The 13,221-nt window shown below is 69.0% G+C and carries 11 protein-coding genes and 1 riboswitch; of the genes, 1 reads left to right on the forward strand and 10 read right to left on the reverse strand.

Going from position 1 to position 13,221, the window contains the following annotated elements:
* Positions 1–152: 152 nt before the first annotated feature.
* Positions 153–1,166, reverse strand: coding sequence for a class 1 fructose-bisphosphatase (locus tag AP428_RS02350; RefSeq protein ID WP_012328107.1), 1,014 nt, complete (start codon positions 1,164–1,166; stop codon positions 153–155).
* A 282-nt stretch (positions 1,167–1,448) separates the two neighbouring features.
* Complete coding sequence (gene pepN / locus AP428_RS02355; RefSeq protein WP_054927500.1) at positions 1,449–4,142, reverse strand: aminopeptidase N; 2,694 nt, start codon at positions 4,140–4,142, stop codon at positions 1,449–1,451.
* 187 nt (positions 4,143–4,329) lie between these two features.
* Between pepN and AP428_RS02360 the strand changes: the two genes are divergently transcribed.
* On the forward strand, positions 4,330–5,040 hold the full coding sequence (locus AP428_RS02360) for a DUF4136 domain-containing protein (protein WP_054927501.1): 711 nt from the start codon (positions 4,330–4,332) through the stop codon (positions 5,038–5,040).
* A gap of 54 nt (positions 5,041–5,094) precedes the next feature.
* Here AP428_RS02360 and AP428_RS02365 read toward each other — a convergent pair whose 3' ends face one another.
* The 8 genes from AP428_RS02365 to AP428_RS02395 form a co-directional block, all read right to left on the reverse strand.
* The gene (locus tag AP428_RS02365; RefSeq protein WP_012328109.1) at positions 5,095–5,667 is read right to left on the reverse strand and encodes a TMEM165/GDT1 family protein; all 573 of its coding nucleotides are present in this window, start codon (positions 5,665–5,667) and stop codon (positions 5,095–5,097) included.
* 78 nt (positions 5,668–5,745) lie between these two features.
* Positions 5,746–5,882, reverse strand: a riboswitch (yybP-ykoY riboswitch).
* A gap of 133 nt (positions 5,883–6,015) precedes the next feature.
* The gene (gene guaD / locus AP428_RS02370; protein ID WP_054927502.1) at positions 6,016–7,335 is read right to left on the reverse strand and encodes a guanine deaminase; all 1,320 of its coding nucleotides are present in this window, start codon (positions 7,333–7,335) and stop codon (positions 6,016–6,018) included.
* The gene (locus AP428_RS34555; protein ID WP_082409280.1) at positions 7,332–7,709 is read right to left on the reverse strand and encodes a hypothetical protein; all 378 of its coding nucleotides are present in this window, start codon (positions 7,707–7,709) and stop codon (positions 7,332–7,334) included. The genes guaD and AP428_RS34555 overlap by 4 nt, the downstream gene beginning before the upstream one ends.
* A 27-nt stretch (positions 7,710–7,736) precedes the next feature.
* On the reverse strand, positions 7,737–8,762 hold the full coding sequence (locus AP428_RS02375; RefSeq protein ID WP_006476603.1) for an adenosine deaminase: 1,026 nt from the start codon (positions 8,760–8,762) through the stop codon (positions 7,737–7,739).
* A gap of 18 nt (positions 8,763–8,780) precedes the next feature.
* On the reverse strand, positions 8,781–9,785 hold the full coding sequence (gene xdhC, locus AP428_RS02380; RefSeq protein ID WP_012328110.1) for a xanthine dehydrogenase accessory protein XdhC: 1,005 nt from the start codon (positions 9,783–9,785) through the stop codon (positions 8,781–8,783).
* Between the two features lie 634 nt (positions 9,786–10,419).
* Complete coding sequence (locus AP428_RS02385; protein WP_011544863.1) at positions 10,420–10,932, reverse strand: disulfide bond formation protein B; 513 nt, start codon at positions 10,930–10,932, stop codon at positions 10,420–10,422.
* Between the two features lie 149 nt (positions 10,933–11,081).
* A complete protein-coding gene (locus AP428_RS02390; protein WP_027809005.1) occupies positions 11,082–12,458 on the reverse strand; it encodes an amidase in 1,377 nt (458 codons plus the stop codon).
* Positions 12,459–12,464: 6 nt separating this feature from the next.
* Positions 12,465–13,145: a GntR family transcriptional regulator gene (locus AP428_RS02395; RefSeq protein ID WP_054927503.1), complete on the reverse strand. Its 681-nt coding sequence runs from the start codon at positions 13,143–13,145 to the stop codon at positions 12,465–12,467.
* Between the last annotated feature and the right edge of the window lie 76 nt (positions 13,146–13,221).

Raw genomic sequence — 13,221 nt, forward strand, 5'->3', positions numbered from 1 at the left:
GAAATTTTTTCAGCTTGCTGCGGCTGCTTCGCGAAACCTTCGATCCGGCGGACTTTCCGCTTTCACTTCACTGCGACGCGACCCGTTAGGGCCACATCGCGAAGGCGCGATTGTACTGACGTCTCGCACCCTCGTCCAGTGCTGCAGTGCAATTATTTTGCTTCGTCGTGATAGCCGGTCACGCGCTCGACTTCGTTCTTCGAACCGAGGAACACGGGCACGCGCTGGTGCAGGCCGGTGGGCTGCACTTCCATGATGCGCTGCGTGCCGGTCGTCGCCGCGCCGCCCGCCTGTTCGACGATGAACGACATCGGGTTCGCTTCGTACATCAGGCGCAGCTTGCCCGGACGATCGGGCGTGCGCTTGTCGGCCGGGTACATGAAGATGCCGCCGCGATTCAGGATCCGGTGCACGTCGGCCACCATCGACGCGATCCAGCGCATGTTGAAGTTGTCGCCGCGCGGGCCGTCCTTGCCGGCGTTCAGCTCGTCGACGTAGCGCTTGACCGGGTCGTACCAGTGGCGTGCGTTCGATGCGTTGATCGCGTATTCGCGCGTGTCGGCGGGGATCTGCATGTTGCTCTGCGTGAGCACCCACGAGCCGACTTCGCGGTCGAGCGTGAAGCAGTTCACGCCGTTGCCGGTCGTCAGCACGAACACCGTCTGCGGGCCGTACACGGCGTAGCCGGCCGCGACCTGCTCGGTGCCGGGCTGCAGGAACGACTCCTCGGTCGCCTGCTTGCCGTCCGGGCAGCGCAGCACCGAGAAGATCGTGCCGATCGACACGTTCACGTCGATGTTCGACGAGCCGTCGAGCGGATCGAACACGAGCAGGTATTCGCCGCGCGGGTAGTTCGCCGGGATCGGGAAGAACGTTTCCATTTCTTCCGATGCCATCGCGGCGAGGTTGCCGCCCCATTCGTTCGCGTCGAGCAGGATCTCGTTCGACAGGATGTCGAGCTTCTTCTGCACTTCGCCCTGGACGTTCTCGCTGCCGGCGGTGCCGAGCGCGTCGCCGAGCGCGCCCTTCGACACGTTGTAGCTGATCGCCTTGCACGCGCGGGCGACGACTTCGATCAGCAGGCGCAGGTCGGCGGGGAGGTTGTTGGTCTCACGTTGCTGTTCGATCAGGAACTTCGACAGCGTGGTGCGGCGGGCAATGGACATGACAGACTCCGAAAGGCCAAAGAATCCTTGAATGGCCGCAATTTTACCCGTCGCGCCTTCGGTGCCGCCGGCTTTTTTCGTCCGGTTACATGGCCCGGCCGCCGAATCGGCGCGGTATCGGGCGGCGACGCCGGGCGGGGCGCGCTTGGTCGCGCAGGCCGTCCGAGCGGTCCGACCCCGCGATTGGGTGCGGTTACAGCCGTGGTCGTGCAATAAAAAAGCCGGCGCCGCGGGAAGTGGCACCGGCTCGAGCGTGCGAACGCGACAGGTCGAACGCGCGACTTACGCGAGCGCCTTCTCGACGATCTCGCGCACGTCACGCGATTTCGCGCCGGCGGCGACCTGTTCGAGCGCGTCGCGCATCCGGTCGCGCAGCGTCGGCGTGAAGCGGCGCCACAGTTCGAGTGAGCGCGCGAGGCGTGCCGCGACCTGCGGGTTGATCGCGTCGAGCGCGAGCACCTGTTCGGCCCAGAACGCGTAGCCCGAACCGTCGGCCGCATGGAATTGGGCCGGATTCGCCGCGCAGAAGCTGAAGATCAGCGAGCGCGCGCGATTCGGATTCTTCAGATTGAACGCCGGGTGCGCGAGCAGCTTGCGCACCTTCGCGAGCGTCGGCTGCGCGGGCGTACCGCGTTGCGCCGCCTGCATCGCGAACCACTTGTCGATCACGAGCGCTTCCTTCTCGAAGCGACGGTAGAAGTCGTCGAGCGCCTTCTCGGCCGGTTCGTTTGCGCCCGCGGCGGCCGCGGACAGCAGCGCGCCGAGCGCAGCCGCGCGATCGGTCATGTTGTTCGCCGCGTCGTACTGGGCGGTGGCGAGGCGCACGGCATCGGCCGGGTCCTCGAGTTCGGCGAGATACGCGAGCGCGAGGTTCTTCAGCGCGCGGCGGCCCGAGGCTTCCGGCGTCGGCTCGTAGGCGCCGGGCGTCTGGTGCTGCTCGTACGCGGCGAGCCAGTCGGCGCGCAGCGCGGTCGCGAGCTGGCGACGCACGAATTGGCGCGCGCGATGCACGGCAGCCGGATCGGCTTCGGCCATCTGGTCGGCGAGGTAGGTTTCCGACGGCAGCGTCAGTGCGAGTTCGCGGAATGCCGGCGACAGGCTTTCATCGGTCAGCACGCGGCGGAACGCGGCGACGAAGTTCTCGCCGAGCGTGAGCGGCGCGCTGGCGGCGGCACGCGCGGCGAGCGTCAGCAGCGCACGCGTCGCGAGGCGCTGGCCGGCCTCCCAGCGGTTGAACGGATCGCTGTCGTGCGCGAGCAGGAACGCGAGATCGTCGTCGCTGTAGTCGTACTCGACGATCACCGGCGACGAGAAGTTGCGCAGCAGCGACGGCAGCGGCGCTTCCGGCACGTCGACGAACGTGAAGGTCTGCTCGGTGTCGGTGAATTCGAGCACGCGCGTCGTGCCCGATGCGGCGGCTTCGCCGTCCAGACGCAGCGGCAGGTCGCGGCCGTCGCGGCCGATCAGGCCGATCGCGAACGGGATCAGCAGCGGCCCTTGCTGCGTTTCGCGCGCGGCCGGCGACGCGTCGCCGTAGCCTTGCGCGAGGGTGACCGTATAGCGGCGCGCGGCCGCGTCGTACGCGGTACGCACCGACACGCGCGGCGTGCCGGCCTGGCTGTACCAGCGCTCGAACTGTGCGAGGTCGCGCCCGTTCGCGTCGGCCATCGCGTGGCGGAAGTCGTCGCAGGTCACCGCATGGCCGTCGTGGCGCTTGAAGTAGAGATCCATCCCCTTGCGGAAGCCGTCGCGGCCGAACAGCGTCTGGTACATCCGCACGACTTCCGAGCCTTTCTCGTAGACGGTCATCGTGTAGAAGTTATTGATTTCGACGTAGCTCTCCGGGCGCACCGGGTGCGCCATCGGGCCGGCGTCCTCGGCGAACTGCAACTGGCGCAGCACGCGCACGTCCTCGATGCGCTTGACCGCACGGGCCGCCGATTCGACCTCGTCGCCCGCGGCCATGTCGGCCGAGAATTCCTGGTCGCGGAATACCGTCAGGCCTTCCTTCAGGCTCAACTGGAACCAGTCGCGGCAGGTCACGCGGTTGCCGGTCCAGTTGTGGAAGTACTCGTGGCCGACCACCGACTCGATGTTCGCGAAATCGGTGTCGGTCGCGGTCTCGGGGTTCGCCAGCACGTACTTCGTGTTGAAGATGTTGAGCCCCTTGTTCTCCATCGCGCCCATGTTGAAGTCGCCGACCGCGACGATCATGAAGCGGTCGAGATCGAGCTCGAGGCCGAAGCGCTTTTCGTCCCAGCGGATCGAGTGGATCAGCGAATCCATCGCGTGACGCGTCTTGTCGAGATCGGCCGGTTCGACCCACACCTGCAGCAGCTTTTCCTTGCCGGAGCCGGTCGTGATCGTTTCCTCGATCGCGACGAGCTTGCCCGCGACCAGCGCGAACAGGTAGCTCGGCTTGCGGAACGGGTCTTCCCATTTCGCGAAGTGGCGGCCGTCGGGCAGGCCGCCCGAATCGACGAGGTTGCCGTTCGACAGCAGCACCGGGTACGCGGCCTTGTCGGCGCGCAGCGTGACCGTGTACGACGCCATCACGTCGGGGCGGTCGAGGAAGTAGGTGATGCGGCGAAAGCCTTCGGCTTCGCACTGCGTGAAGAAGTTGCCGCTCGACACGTACAGGCCCGACAGCGTCGTATTCTGGTCGGGGGCGCACGCGCTTTCGAGCGTCAGCTCGAAAGCGTCGGGCACGTTCTCGACCGTCAGCCCGTGCTCGTGCGCGCGCACCGCGCCGTGCGGCGCGCCGTCCAGCCGTGCGCCGAGGAATTCGAGCGCCTCGCCCATCAGCTCCAGATGCGGCGCGGGCGCGGCATCCGGATTGCGGCGCACGCGCATCGTATTCCTGACGATCGTGCGGGCCGGCGCGAGATCGAATTCGAGTGCGACGGAATCGATGAGGAAGGCCGGCGGCGTGTAGTCGGCGCGGCGGATCACGGTGGAGGAGGCGTTGTCGGACATGGTCGTCGAGATCGGTGGAGTGGGGGACGGGCCCGTCGCGCGGGCCAGGCGAACCGGGCCATTGTACAAAGGCTTGCGGCTGCGTGCCGGGCGAACTTTTTACCGCTTCCGGGAGTCCGCGTATTATCGGCATCCCGTTGTGCTTCGCGCGGTGCGACGAACGGGTGACGGATCGACGAGGATCAACATGAAACGCGAATGGATTTTTCGCGGTGCGGGCTGGGCGGCGGCGCTGTGCGTCGCGCTGCTGACCGGCTGCACCAGCTACGTGACCACCCGGGTCACGGCCTTCTCCGACTGGAGCGGCAGTGACGCGACCCGCACCTATGCGTTCACGCGCACGGACGCGCAGAAGAACAGCATCGAACAGTCGACCTACGAGCCGATCGTTGCGAACGAGTTGTCCGCGTATGCGTTCCGACAGGTGCCGCAGTCGCAGGCACGCTATCTCGTCGGGCTGACCTATGCGGTCGGCAGCGATCTCGTGACGGTGCCGCAGCCGGTCTACTATGACCCGTGGTTCATGGGCCCCGGGCCGTACTGGCGGGGCGGGCCATGGAGTCCCTGGGGTCCGTGGGGCCCCTGGGGGCCGATGCCGGCCGGCTATGTCGCGCAGACCTACCAGGTGTTCGACTACACGCTGGGCATCCGCATCACCGAGCGCGCGACGGGCAAGGAGGTCTACAACGTGTCGGCGCGTACGACCGGCGACAACGGCACGCTGCTGTACGCGATGCCGTTCCTCGCGCGCAGCGCGCTCGCCGATTTCCCGTTGTCGAACGGCGCGGTCCGCACGGTCCGGCTGCCGGTCGACAAGCGCGGCGGGCCGGCGGCGCCGGCCGCCAACGAGCGCGCGGTGCCGGCGGCGCCCGCCTCGGGCGCGGCCGTCGCGAAGTAGCGCGACGGCCAACTCGGCGCGGCCGTCCGGCCGCGCCAGCCACCTTCCTGTCTGTCAGACCCCGACACCCAACAGCGCCAGCGCGCCGAGCACGACGAACAGCACGGCCGCGATCCCGTGTACGAGCTTCGTCGGCAGACGGTGCGCGAAACGGTCGCCGAGCAGGATCGCCGGCACGTTCGCGAGCATCATCCCGAACGTGGTGCCGGCCACCACGCCGATGTAATCCTGGAAGCGTGCGGCCAGCGCGACGGTCGCGATCTGCGTCTTGTCGCCCATTTCCGCGAGGAAGAACGCCACCAGCGTCGCGCCGAACACGCCGAGCCGCGAGCGGGTCGCATTGGCTTCGTCCTCGTCGAGCTTGTCCGGTACGAGAATCCACAGCCCCATCGCGATGAACGAGAACGCGAGCGCCCAGCGCATGATCGACGGCGTCACGAGCACGCCCAGCCATTCGCCGAGCGCGCCGGCGAAACCGTGGTTGACGAGCGTCGCGACGAGCACGCCCAGAATGATCGGCACCGGCTTGCGATAGCGCGCGGCCAGAACGAGGGAAAGCAGTTGGGTCTTGTCGCCGATTTCAGCGAGGGCGACGGCGCCGGTGGAGATCAGGAAGGCTTGGGACACGAATGGGGTTCCACGGGCCGTTGTTGTGCGTGCGAGCGACGATTCGCCGCGCGCCGGGCCCTGATGCGGCGCGCAGTGAACCATCGGTCTCGCCAGGCCAACGTGGCTGCGTCCGCCATGGCCGAACGGCCAAGTCTGTTGACGGACGCCTCCGTCACGATGCGCGCCGGGGCGCGGGACATCGAGCGGAGCGGCTACTCCCCAATGAGGGGCGAATTCTAGCATGGCCCGTTGCACGCCGGAAAGCGGCCAGGCCGCCGTGCCGCGCACCGGAGGATTTCGATTACCGGCATGCACGACGGCCAGGCGGCCGCGCATGCCGGACGGCCCGCAGGCAGCCCGCGGACGTTACGCGGCGGCCGGGCGGCGCGCGGCGCCGCGCTCGTGCACGAGTTCGCCGGCTGCATAGGTGCGGTACACCGCGCGGTCGTCGCCGAGCAGCGCGAACGCGAACAGCAGTTCCTCGAGCGACTCCGCGCGCTTCGTGCGGCGCGCGAGCAGCGGCGTCGCCTGCGGATCGAGCACGACGAAGTCGGCTTCGGTGCGCGGCTTGAGCGTGCCGACCGTGTCGGCGAGATCGAGCGCCTGCGCGGCGCCGGCCGTCGCGAGCCAGAACATCCGCGTGGCGGTCAGGTGATGGCCCGACAGCCGCGCGACCTTGTGCGCCTCGTTCATCGTCTGCAGCATCGAGAACGACGTGCCGCCGCCGACGTCGGTCGCGAGCGTGACCGGCACGTCATGTTCGCCGGCCTTGTCGAAGTCGAACAGGCCGCTGCCGAGGAAGAAGTTGGATGTCGGGCAGTGCGCGACGACGGTGCGTGTCTCGGCCATCCGGCGGCGATCCTCGTCGTCGAGATGGATGCAGTGACCGTACACCGCGCGCGGACGCAGCAGCCCGTAGCGGTCGTAGATGTCGAGATAGCTGCGATGGCCGGGGAACAGCTCGGCCACCCATTTCACCTCGTCGACGTTTTCCGCGACGTGGCTCTGCACGAACACGTCCGGATGGCGGCGCGCGAGTTCGCCGCACGCTTCCAGCTGCGCCTCGGTCGACGTCGGCGCGAAGCGCGGCGTGAGCGCGTACATCTGGCGGCCCTTGCCGTGCCAGCGGTCGATCAGCTCGGCGCTGTCGTCATAGCCTGACTGCGCGGTGTCGCGCAGGAATTCGGGGCAGTTGCGATCCATCAGCACCTTGCCCGCGATCATCCGCAGATCGCGCGCGTCGCTCGCGGCGAACAGCGCATCGGCCGACTGCTTGTGCACCGTGCAGTAGACGAGTGCGCTCGTCGTGCCGCACGCGAGCAGTTCGTCGATGAAGAAGTCGGCGACTTCGCGCGCATGCTCGGGGTCGCCGAACTGGCGCTCGGTCGGGAACGTGTACTTGTCGAGCCACGGCAACAGGCCGGGCGCCGGCGACGCGATCATGTCCGTCTGCGGATAGTGGATGTGCGTGTCGATGAAGCCGGGCACGATCAGCTTGTCGCGCAGGTCGTGGACCACCGCGTCGCGCGCAAGGGTCGCGGCGAGCGGCGCATACGGGCCGGCCGCGACGACCTTGCCGTCGTCGACGATCAGGAGCCCGTCGGTCTCGTAGTTCGCGGCCTGGCTCGATTGCGCCGGGTCGCCGTTGAAGGTCAGCAGCTGGGAACGGAAAGCGGTTTGCGTCATGACGAAGGGTCCTGCATCAAGGTAAGGCGAACAGAAGAAAGCGATCGATGCCGCACGGGGGCGGGACGGTGCTTCGCGAGCGGCGGCCGCACGTGATGTGCGGCACGGCCGGAGGCGATGGCGCGGGCGAGCGTGGCGGCCGAAGCCGTCAGCGAGTGGTTGTCCGCATACCTCGTAGCCGTTGCGCCTGCAACCGTTGCGCCCGCAGCCGGTATGCCCGCGTCCGGTACGACGGCGAACGGCACGGCAAGCCGCGACGGCCGGTGCGTGCGGGCGACGACGGGCTGCGTCATCGCTCTGCATGCACGCAGGCGCCCGGCCCGGCACAAGGCCGAACGGGGAATCGCGAAGCGGATGCGGTTGCCGCGTTTCATCTGTCTAGCGTGCCTCGATGCGGGCCGTCACGCGGCCTGCCAGTACGCGTCGAGGCGCGCGTACAGTGCGTCGCGCTGCGCCGGTTCGATGAACGACGCCTCGAAGCCGTTGCGGATCACCGCATGGACTTCGGCATCCGTGAGTTGCAGCCCTTCGGCCGTCGCGAAGTAGTTTTCATTGACGTAGCCGCCGAAATAGGCCGGATCGTCGGAGTTGATCGTCACCGCCACGCCGCGATCGAGCAGCGCCTTCAGCGTGTGCTTCGCCATGTCGTCGAACACGCACAGCTTCAGGTTCGACAGCGGGCACACGGTGAGCGCCGTGCGCGTTTTCGCGAGACGCTCGACGAGCGCCGCATCCTCGATGCTGCGCACGCCGTGGTCGATCCGGTCGACCTTCAGCACGTCGAGCGCTTCGTAGATGTAGGCGGGCGGGCCTTCCTCGCCCGCGTGCGCGACGAGCTTCAGCCCGAGTGCGCGCGCCTTTTCGAACACGCGTGCGAACTTCGTCGGCGGATGGCCGAGCTCGGACGAATCGAGCCCCACGCCGATCAGGCGATGACGATAGCGTTCGAACAGCGGCAACGCGGATTCGAACGTCGCGAGCGCGTCTTCTTCGGACAGGTGGCGCAGGAAACACAGAATCAGCTTGCTCGACAGCCCGCGCGCTTCGGCATCGGCGAGTGCGCGCTCGATGCCCGCGACGACCGTCTCGATCGGCACGCCGCGCTCGGTGTGCGTCTGCGGGTCGAAGAACAGTTCGGTGTGGACGACGTTGTCGGCGAGCGCGCGCTCGCAGTACGCGGCCGTCATGTCGTAGAAATCCTGCTCGGTGAGCAGCACGCTCGCGCCGGCGTAGTAGATGTCGAGGAACGATTGCAGGTCGGTGAACGCGTACGCGGCGCGCAGCGCGTCGATCGAGTCGTACGCGAGCTTCACGCCGTTGCGCTGCGCGAGCGCGAAGATCAGCTCGGGCTCGAGCGAGCCTTCGATATGGATGTGCAGCTCCGCTTTCGGCGCACGGGCAATCTTGTCCTTGAATGTCGGGGTCATGGCGTCGTTCTTGGTCGGTCAGTAAGTGGGGGAAGCCTGCGCGGACGCATTCGCCTCGACGGCCTGCAGCAACTGCGCGGCCACCGAGATCGCGATCACTTCGGGCGCCTTGTCGATGATGCCTTCGACACCGATCGGGCAGCGCATCCGCGCGACCTGGGCCGGGTCGATGCCGATCGCGGCGAGGCGATGATCGAACTGCACGCGTTTCGTGCGCGAGCCGGTCATCCCGAAGTAGGCATAGTCGCCGCGTCGCAGGATGCGCTCGGCCAGCACGAAATCGAGTGCGTGGTCATGCGTCATCACGACGAAGTAGGACTGCGGCGGCGCCGCGTCGACCGCGTCCGCCGGGGAGGCGGCCGCGTCGATCGCGAGGTTGCCGATGCCGGCGAGCGCGTCGGCCGGCGGGAACACCGCATCGGGCCCGTCGATCCAGCGCACGTGGCACGGCAGCGTCGCCAGCACCTTCACGAGCGCGGTGCCGATGTGCCCCGCGCCGAACAGCACGACGGGGAACGCATACGGCGCGATCGTTTCGGTCATCAGCGATACGCCGCCGGTTTCCCACAGCAGGCAGTCGGCGCGTGCGGCTTCCGATTCGGGCTCGCTCAACAGCGGCGCGCCCGGCGAGGGGCCGAATGATACGCTACGCACGGTCGCGGCGCCGGCCGCCACGCGCTTCGCGAGCGACATGATCCAGCCGAGGTCGCCGACGTCGAGCCGCTCGAACGCGAGCACCACGGCGCCGCCGCAGCACTGGCCGAGGCTCGGGCCGAGCGCGAGCCGCTCGAGCCGGCGTGCGTGCGGCACGTGCGCGCCGTCCTTCAGCAGATGCCGCGCGATCTCGATCGCCTTCCACTCCAGATGACCGCCGCCGATCGTATGGCGGGCCGTGTCGCGCGTGACGAGCATCTTGGTGCCGGCTTCGCGCGGCGCGGAGCCGTCGGTGTGCGCGACCGTCACGAGCACGGCCGCTTCGCCGTGCGCGAGCAGTTGCTGCAGATCGCCGAGCCAGGCTTCCATCAGCACGCTCCGTTCGGGACGACGCGGCACGACACGCGGCGCGCGCTGGCGGGCGCGGCGGCAACGAGGACGGACGGGAGCCGGGCCGGCCGGCTGCACGGCCGAGGCCATGCGGCGGCCGCGGACTGACGGCGTGCGCGAACGGCGCCGCCGGACGCGCGGACGCCATGAGGGTGACGGATGCGGATGGTTTGCGTTGTCATGATGAATCCAGTCGACATTGCGGATCGGGCGCGCGTTACGCAGGGAGCGGTGAAACCGCCTCGCCACGCGCACGTAGATCGCCATCCAGTCCCGAAGATAGCACCGCCACGCGGCGGGAACATGGCCGGGCGGTGATCCGGGCTATCAGGCGGCGATCATGTCGATCATAGGCCGGCCGCGCGGGATCGGGGGACCGATGCATGCACATCGGGCCGAAACGTACGCGTGACGGGGCGGGAGCACGGCGATCGCGCGATGCGCGCGGGCCCGGAAATCCGGGCGGCGGCAGGGTAGGTGTTTACGTGCGGCGACCGGCCAGGGCCGGCGCAGGCGTTGGCCGGAGCCGCGTGACGATTCGCTCGCCGGCGGCGCGTGGCCCGTGCGGTCGAGCCGCGCCGCCGGTTTTGCGGCCGGCAACGCGGCTGGCCGATCAGCTCGCCAGCTTGCGGCGATGACGCCAGAGGCTCGCGACGACCGCGACCAGGATCACGGCGAAGCCGATCAGCGCCCAGCCGGGCAGCAGGATGCCGAAAATCGGCGGGTAGACGGTCTCGCACAGCCCGGCGACCTTGAACATGCCGGGGAACCACTGCGCGGGCGGCAGGCTGTCGACGATCGGCTGCAGCGTGTCGAAGCCGCAGCTGAAGCCCGGATTCATCTGGATCGACAGGTGCCGTGCGGCCGTGCCGACACCGCCGGCCGCGGCGATCGCGATCAGCAGTTCGAGCACCCAGACGCCGCGCCAGTTGCGGATACCGGCGGCCAGGAACGCGAAGATCCCGATCGCGCAGAAGAAGTAGCGCTGGATGATGCACAGCGGGCACGGGTCTTCGTTCTTCACGTACTGCAGATACAGCGCACCGGCCAGCAGGGCGATGCACACCCATCCGAGCAGCATCAGCAGGCGGCGTTCGCGGCGTAGTGCAAGCGTGTAGTCGTTCATGTCGGCGGGGTTCCTCGTCGGTCGGTCCGGAAAACAATCGCGCGATTTTAGCGCGAACGGTCTGGCACGAAACTGACAGCGCGCGTGCGGCACCCTGCCGCACGCGGGCGCGGCCCGCCGCCGATCCGGCTTGCCATCGGCTCGCGCGGTCAGCGGATCGTGTTCAGCACGGCCTCGACCGACTGGCCGATCGCGAGCAGCGCGTCGTCGCGATGCGGCGCCGCCGCGAGCATCAGGCCGACCGGCGCCGCGTCGCGCGGATGGCACGGCAGCGACAGCCCGCACGCATCGAGGAAGTTGAACGCGCTCGGGTTGCGCAGGATCAGCGCGTTGGTGCGCGTGAACGCGTCGTCGTCCGTTTCGAGTTCGGCGATGCGCGGCGGCACGACCGGCACCGTCGGCGCGACGAGCGCATCGAAGCGCGACCAGACCGTGTGCGCGGCTTCGTCGAGCATCGCGGCGCGTGCGGCGAGCAGATCGAGATAGTCGGCCGCGCTCGCCGGTTCGCCCTTCAGGATGCGCGTCAGCACGCGCGGGTCGTACTGGTCGCGATGCGTGGCGAGCAGCGGACGATGCCACGCGTACGCCTCGATCGGCGAGAAGCCGAAACGGTTGATCTCCGGCAGCCGGTCGAGCGCGGGGAAGCGCACTTCGGTGACGATCGCGCCGGCGGCTTCGAGATGCTTGAGCGCGGTGTCGAGCGCGGCCGCGACGTCGGCATCGACGCCGTCCGTCACGTAGTTCGTCAGCACGCCGAGCCGTACGCCTTCGAGCGGCCGGGCGGCCGGCACGTGCGGCTCGAGCCCCGCCAGCATCCGGTCGACCAGTGCGCAGCACGCGACCGTCAGGCCGATCGGGCCGAACGAGTCGAGCGTCGTCGACAGCGGTACGCCGCCTTGCGTCGGAATTCGGCTCGCGGTCGGCTTGAAGCCCGTCAGCCCGCACAGCGCGGCCGGAATGCGGATCGAGCCGCCGGTGTCGGTGCCGAGCGCGACGGCGGCCATCCCGTCGGCGACCGACGCGGCCGCCCCCGACGACGAGCCGCCCGAAATCCGCGCGTCGCCCGGCACGTCGCGGTGGTACGGCGAGCGCGGGTTGCCGAAGTGCGGATTCAGCCCGAGCCCGGAGAACGCGAACTCGCTCATGTTGGTGCGGCCGACCAGCACCGCGCCCGCCCGCTTGAGCCGCGCGACCGCGACCGCATCGGTGCGCGCGGCCGGCGCGCCGTCGAGCACGCGCGACCCCGCGCGCGTGACCTGGCCCGCGACGTCGAACAGGTCCTTGACCGACACCGGAATGCCCGCGAGCGGCGACAGCACGGTGCCCGCGGCGCGCAGCCGGTCGTGTGCGTCGGCGGCCGCGCGGGCATTGTCCGCATCGACTTCGGTGAAGACGACGGCGCCCTGTCCCGACGGATCGGCGATCCGGTCGAGCGCGGTGTCGACGAGCGCGCGGCTCGTGGTCCGGCCGGCGGCGAGGTCGGCGGCGAGCTGGGCGAGCGGGGGGAACGGCGTGAAAGTGGTCATGGCGGCTCAGGGGCGAAGATGTTGAAGAAGCGTGGAGCGGAACGAATCGATATGGCCTTCGACGGCCGCGCGCGCGCCGGCGGCGTCGCGGGCGGACAGCCGGTCGAACAGCGCGCGATGCTCGTGCTGGACGTCGGCGAGATGGTGCGGTTCGGACAGCGTGACGAACCAGAAGCGCAGCGAGCGCTCGTGCAGTGCGCGCAGGATGTCGGCGAGCACCGCATTGCGCGCGGCCGCGGCGATCGTCTGATGAAACGCGCGGTCGAGTTCCATCATGCCCTCGACGTCGTGCGTGTCGACGCAGGCCTGCCCGTCGTCGAGCAGCGCGGCCAGGCGCGCGAGATCGTCGGGCGTCGCAAGGCGCGCGGCGAGTTCGGCGCAGTGCGCTTCGTTGATGCGCCGTACGTCGATCACCGCGACGATGTCGTCGAGCGAGAGCGGCTGCACCATCAAGCCCTTGCGCGGTATCACGGACAGCAGCCCTTCGAGCACGAGCCGATGCACGGCCTGGTGCACCGGCGTGCGGCCGATTCCGGTGCGTGCGACGAGGTCGGCTTCGTTGAGCGCGGCGCCCGGCTTCAGGCGCATCGTGATGATGTCCCGCTGGATCAGCGCGTACGCGCGGTCGGCGAGGCTGGCCGGCGACGCGGCGGGGCGGTCGCGGGTGACGTCGGTCACGGTGCTCATGGCGATTGCGGCATCGGGGTCGGAAGGGGCGCGATCATGGCGCGGATGCTCGGGAAGCGCGGGGCGATCTCTGGAT

The sequence above is a fragment of the Burkholderia sp. E168m22 genome, assembly GCF_001319805.1.
Taxonomy (GTDB): Bacteria; Pseudomonadota; Gammaproteobacteria; order Burkholderiales; family Burkholderiaceae; genus Burkholderia; species Burkholderia orbicola.

Bases quoted from the DNA above. Each gene is read 5' to 3' on its own strand.
- guaD (WP_054927502.1), bottom strand. From the start codon at position 7,335: ATGACGCAAACCGCTTTCCGTTCCCAGCTGCTGACCTTCAACGGCGAC.
- AP428_RS02390 (WP_027809005.1), bottom strand. From the start codon at position 12,458: ATGACCACTTTCACGCCGTTCCCCCCGCTCGCCCAGCTCGCCGCCGAC.
- AP428_RS02395 (WP_054927503.1), bottom strand. From the start codon at position 13,145: ATGAGCACCGTGACCGACGTCACCCGCGACCGCCCCGCCGCGTCGCCG.
- xdhC (WP_012328110.1), bottom strand. From the start codon at position 9,785: ATGGAAGCCTGGCTCGGCGATCTGCAGCAACTGCTCGCGCACGGCGAA.
- AP428_RS02375 (WP_006476603.1), bottom strand. From the start codon at position 8,762: ATGACCCCGACATTCAAGGACAAGATTGCCCGTGCGCCGAAAGCGGAG.
- AP428_RS02385 (WP_011544863.1), bottom strand. From the start codon at position 10,932: ATGAACGACTACACGCTTGCACTACGCCGCGAACGCCGCCTGCTGATG.
- AP428_RS34555 (WP_082409280.1), bottom strand. From the start codon at position 7,709: ATGAAACGCGGCAACCGCATCCGCTTCGCGATTCCCCGTTCGGCCTTG.
- AP428_RS02360 (WP_054927501.1), top strand. From the start codon at position 4,330: ATGAAACGCGAATGGATTTTTCGCGGTGCGGGCTGGGCGGCGGCGCTG.
- AP428_RS02350 (WP_012328107.1), bottom strand. From the start codon at position 1,166: ATGTCCATTGCCCGCCGCACCACGCTGTCGAAGTTCCTGATCGAACAG.
- pepN (WP_054927500.1), bottom strand. From the start codon at position 4,142: ATGTCCGACAACGCCTCCTCCACCGTGATCCGCCGCGCCGACTACACG.